This is a genomic window from Geodermatophilus chilensis (assembly GCF_002802985.1).
Lineage (GTDB): Bacteria > Actinomycetota > Actinomycetes > Mycobacteriales > Geodermatophilaceae > Geodermatophilus > Geodermatophilus chilensis.
In genome coordinates this window covers 1-4,644 of record NZ_NVPT01000256.1, presented here as the reverse complement: position 1 = coordinate 4,644, position 4,644 = coordinate 1, and the positions used below count along the sequence as shown (strand labels likewise).

Sequence of the window (4,644 nt, the reverse complement as noted above, 5' to 3'; positions counted from 1 at the left end):
ACAACGTGTTGAGAAAGGGCTCAGGAAGCTCGTGCTGGCTGCCAGGGACGGCGGCCGGGAGCCGGTGCGAGTCGGCGGGCCATCAGCCCGATCATGGCCCACTTGATCATCGCTTCGGAGTGGGCGGGCAGCCGTTCGTAGTCCCGGCTCATCCGGCGATGGCCGGTGATCCAGGCGTGCGTGCGCTCGACCACCCAGCGGCGCGGCAGCGGCACGAAGCCCTGCTGGCCGACCAGCTTGGCCACCACCTGCACCAGGATGCGCAGCGCCTTCGAGGCGAAGTCCTGGGTGCGGCGGCTGTAGGCGGCATCGGCCCAGACCAGCACCAGGGAGGGCATGGCCATCTTGGCCCGGTCCAGCACCCGGATGCCGCCGTCGCGGTCTTGCACGCTGGCCGCGGTCACCAGCACGACGATGAGCAGACCCAGGGTGTCGACCACCAGGTGCCGCTTGCGGCCGTTGACCTTCTTGCCGGCGTCGTAGCCACGGGAGCCTGTGCCGACCGTGGCGGCGCCGGGCACCGTCTGGGAGTCCACCGCACCGGCCGAGGCGGCTGGGTCACGCCCGGCGGCATCCCGGGCCGCGTCGCGCAGCGCGTCATGGATCCGGTCGGTGGTGCCGTCGGCGGCCCACCGCTGGAAGTAGTAGTAGACGGTCTCCCACGGCGGAAAGTCGTGCGGCAGCTGCCGCCAGGAACAGCCCGTCCGGTCCAGGTACAAGATCGCGTCGACCATCCGCCGCCGCGGATACTTCGCCGGTCGTCCGCCGCGAGTGCCGCGGCCACTGGTGCTGAGCACCGGCACCAGCGGCTCGATCAGCGCCCACTGCTCATCGGTCAGATCCGAGGGGTAGACCGGGGAAGAGCCCATAGCCCACCCTGGCCCACAACCCCGAAGTTGTCAGCCCGCTTTCTAAACACGTTCTCAGACCCGCTGTCGGAGCCGGACCCCGACCCGGACGCGGCAGACTCGGCGTCGCGCTCGGCCTGCTCGCGGGCCTGCTCGGCAGCCTCCTCGGCCGCCTCCCGCTCGGCCTCCGCGGCCTCGCGGGCCTGCTCGGCAGCCTCCTCGGCCGCCTCCCGCTCGGCCTCCGCGGTCTCGCGGGCCTGCTCGGCTGCCTCCTCGGCCGCCTCCCGCTCGGCCTCCGCGGTCTCGCGGGCCTGCTCCGCAGCCTCCTCGGACGCCTCCTCGGAAGCCTCCCGCTGAGCCGCCGCCTCCTCGGCGGCGTCGTCGGCGTCCTCCGCGGCGTCGTCGGTGGCGTCGTCTTCGGCGCCGTCCTCACTGCCGTCGATGTCGTTGTCTGGACCCTCCGTCTGCCCAGCCGGATCCCCGGGATCGGTCAGGTCGAGCTCGTCGTCGGAGGACACGGTGGACGACTCCACCGGCTCGTCGGAGGAGTCGGGAAGGTTGAAGGGGCTGACGGTCTCGATCGTGCTGGCCACGGCGTCCTGCACCGGTGCCGGCAGGACGCCGGCGGCACCGGCCCCGGTCACACCGGCCACGGCGATGCCGAGACCGGCCGTAGCCTGGGCGATGGTGCTGGCACCAGCGATCTTGGCCGCGATCGCGGCGAGGCCCTCGACGAGCAACATGCTGTGGGATCTCCTTCACGGCCCGGCTGCTGCGCCTTGCAGGCCGGCATGGGATTCCCGCCCCAGTGGGCGGTTGCTTGGATCAGTGCGGCGATGAGACGGCATCTGCGATGTCGGCTCGTCCCCGTCCCATCGCGCAGTAGCGAGCCGGGCTTGAGGCCGACCGACCGCTTGCGGTCAAAAGTCACTCGCGGGAGGGATCCACCGGTAGTCCTGGCGGCGCTCAACACCGTGGCCAGCCTCTTCTACTACCTCCGCTGGATCACCGCAGGGGCGGTCGGGGTGGCCGCAGGAGGCCTGGCGCTGGCCGAGGGCGCCGACCGGGGGCCGGACGGCGGCGGGGACGGCGCAGCGCACGGCCGTGCGACCGGCCGTCGTCCTGCACTCGGCCGCTGTCGTCTTGGTGCTCCTCGGCATCGGGTCCGGGCTGTGGATGGCCTGCGCCGTGTCCGCTTGACCGTCCACCGGCACGTGGTCGCCCGAGCAGGCGGGGCTCCTACCGGAGGTCCGTGTCTCGAGGAGCTGTGGTCACGGCCTCTCCCGCGTCGCACGGCGCGACGTCCGTACCCGACGGGCGGCGAGCAGTCCGCGCGACAGCGGAGCCGTCAGCAGGACCAACATCATCGCCGCGAGTACTGGCCAATCCCCGGTCCTCGTGTAGGTGGTGATGCCGGTGCGCAGCGGCACGGTGGCGGTCAGGACCTCCGGCGTGCCAAGACCGCCTTGGGCCACGACTATCCCGTCGGGGCGGACCACGGCTGTGTAGCCGGTGGGTGCGGCCTGAAGAGCCGCGCGGTCGGTCTCCCGCGCGCGCATCCGGGCGGCGGCCACCTCGGTCGCTGGCACCTCCTCGGTGGTGTAGGACGCGGCGTTGGTCGGCACGAGGAGGACCTGACCGCCGGCGGTGACGGCGGCCCGCGCCCGGTCGGAGAAGAAGACCTCGTAGGAGATGACCACGCCCAGCGGCGCGGCGGGGGTGTGCAGCAGTCCGGGCCGCGGCCCGGGATGGCGTCGCGGGGCACCAGCGCCGTCATGTCGGATAGCCGCTCGAACAGGTTGCGTGCCGGGATGTACTCCCCGAACGGCACGCGGTGCACCTTCTCGTAGCGGTCGAGGATGCGCCCGTCCGGGCCCCAGGCGACGGCGGCGTTGCGGAAGCCCGTCCCCTCCGACTCGGTCACCCCCGCGACGACGGTCGCCCCGGTGCGCCGGGCAAGCTGCGTCACCCGTTCGGCGTCCCGGCTGTCGGCGACCGGGCCGGTGACCGCGATGCTGCTCTCCGGCCACAGGACCAGGTCGATCCCGGAGGAAAGGTCGGCGCTGAGCCGGAACAGCCGCTCGGTCACCTCGCGCTCGTCGCTCATCACGGCGGGGATCCCTCGGGGGCCGCCGCCCTGCATCAGCACCGCCCGCAGCTCGCCGTCCGCCTCGCCGTCCGGGGCGGTCAGCACGATGCCCACTGTGCTCAGTGCCGCGAGCACGACGACCAGACCGGCCGTGCGCACGCGCCGCCCACTGACCAGCAACCCGGTGAGCGCTGACCCGCTCGCCGTGGCCAGTCCCAGGACGAGAAGCGATCCGCCGAGGGGAGCGGCGCCGATGAACGGGCCGTCGAGCTGACCCAGCGCCATCCCGGGGATCGGGAAGCCACCGAAGGGGAACCGGGCACGCAACGCCTCCAGGGCCACCAGCGCCGCCGGGATCGTCCACCAGCGCGCCGGGCGCGGATCGACCACAAGCATCGCCGCCGCGAAGAGCAGGACCTGCAGCACCAGGACCGCGCCGAAGCCAGCCGGGTGGAAGCCGGTCAGCCAGCCCAATGTCGGCAGGAAGAAGGCCAGCCCCGCCGCGGCCCCGAGCACGAACCGGTGCCGCCACGGCCGATTGAGCAGTGCCCAGGTGAGGATGGCCGCGCCGGCCGGAGCCAGGTACCACGCCGCCCGCGGCGGCATGCCGCCCGCCAGCAGCCCGCCAGACACGACGGCGGCGAGCAGGTTGCGCCATCGCGGTAGCCACCGTCCGTATCGGGATGCCCGGCGGGCGTCCGGGGCAGGCGCCCGTTCCCGACCCCCCGCGGCCGCTGGCGCGGAGGTGGTGCCTGTCGTGGTTGGCGTGTCCGTCACGGCGTGGGAGCGGACGCTGCCAGCCCGGCCACGAGCTCCTCGAGGCGAGCTGCGGGCATCTCACCGATCTGCCGGTCGACGCCCCGGCCACCGGCGGCGGGCTCTGTCAGCAGCTCCTGGTCGCTGTCCACCACACGCGCGTAGGTCACACCCAGGTCGGCCAGGAGGGAGACGGCGGTCGACCGGGTGTCCGCGGTGTTGAGGCCCTGGAAGGGGACCTGGTCGCCGTAGCGCTCGCAGGCCTGTTGCAGCACGGCATCTCCTCAAGAGCGCGTAGGTCCCGGCGACAGGCGATAGGTCCTTCCGCCGAGAGGGGCCTTGGTTAACATCCTGTGATCCGGATAGAGGGTAGAAGTGCCGCAATCGTTCCTCCGCGTCGAGCGGGCCGTGTGGCGACCTCTTGCGGCGGGGCGTGCCCGCCGTGTGGCTCTGCGTGGCGCCCTGCTGGGCGTGGCGGTCGGCGTCTTTCTGATGATGACTGGCCGCCCCGCTTCTGCCCACGATCCGATCGAGGAGGCCCTGGCGCGCGGCGACGGGCCGCCCGACTGGATCTATCCGGTCGGGGCCGTGCTGGCCGTGCTGGTGTCCCTGTCCGCGGCCGCCGTCCGAGCAGCCCAGTCCCTCGACCTCGTCGACGGGCCACGGCTGCGGCACTGGTCTCTGGTGACGCATCTGCTCGCCGGGTGGGTCTTCCTGGGCCTGATGCAGAACATGGCAGCCAGGACGGGGCAGGGGTCGGGAGAGCTGGTGGTCGCCGGCTATCTGGTGCTGCCGGCCGTGCTGGTCGCGGTTTGGGTCTTCGTCCTGGTCAATTTCCGCCGGTTCCTCCGTCCGGACTTCCGAAGATCGTGAGCACGCGACCGGCCCAATTCGCTGATTGACCTGGAGGGATGCGGGCAGGCCGCGATGGGGTCGTGTTACTACAGGCGC

General features: G+C 72.4%; 5 protein-coding genes and 1 pseudogene. 1 reads left to right on the top strand and 5 read right to left on the bottom strand.

The features are described from left to right. Positions 1–20 precede the first annotated feature (20 nt). From CNO22_RS25665 to CNO22_RS25645, 5 genes and pseudogenes are all read right to left on the bottom strand, one after another. Positions 21–869: an IS5 family transposase gene (locus tag CNO22_RS25665; protein ID WP_100502087.1), complete on the bottom strand. Its 849-nt coding sequence runs from the start codon at positions 867–869 to the stop codon at positions 21–23. Next, positions 836–1,591: a hypothetical protein gene (locus tag CNO22_RS25660; RefSeq protein ID WP_198588609.1), complete on the bottom strand. Its 756-nt coding sequence runs from the start codon at positions 1,589–1,591 to the stop codon at positions 836–838. The genes CNO22_RS25665 and CNO22_RS25660 overlap by 34 nt, the downstream gene beginning before the upstream one ends. Before the next feature lie 528 nt (positions 1,592–2,119). Next, entirely contained in the window at positions 2,120–2,548 is a 429-nt protein-coding gene (locus CNO22_RS29860; RefSeq protein ID WP_269799643.1) for a nitrilase-related carbon-nitrogen hydrolase, read from the bottom strand. Between the two features lie 149 nt (positions 2,549–2,697). After that, a pseudogene (locus CNO22_RS29855) lies at positions 2,698–3,543 on the bottom strand (apolipoprotein N-acyltransferase); the annotation flags it as partial. Positions 3,544–3,710: 167 nt separating this feature from the next. Continuing rightward, entirely contained in the window at positions 3,711–3,968 is a 258-nt protein-coding gene (locus CNO22_RS25645; protein ID WP_100502085.1) for a hypothetical protein, read from the bottom strand. A 196-nt stretch (positions 3,969–4,164) separates the two neighbouring features. Between CNO22_RS25645 and CNO22_RS25640 the strand changes: the two genes are divergently transcribed. After that, a complete protein-coding gene (locus tag CNO22_RS25640; RefSeq protein ID WP_157937128.1) occupies positions 4,165–4,566 on the top strand; it encodes a hypothetical protein in 402 nt (133 codons plus the stop codon). The last annotated feature ends 78 nt before the right edge of the window (positions 4,567–4,644 follow it).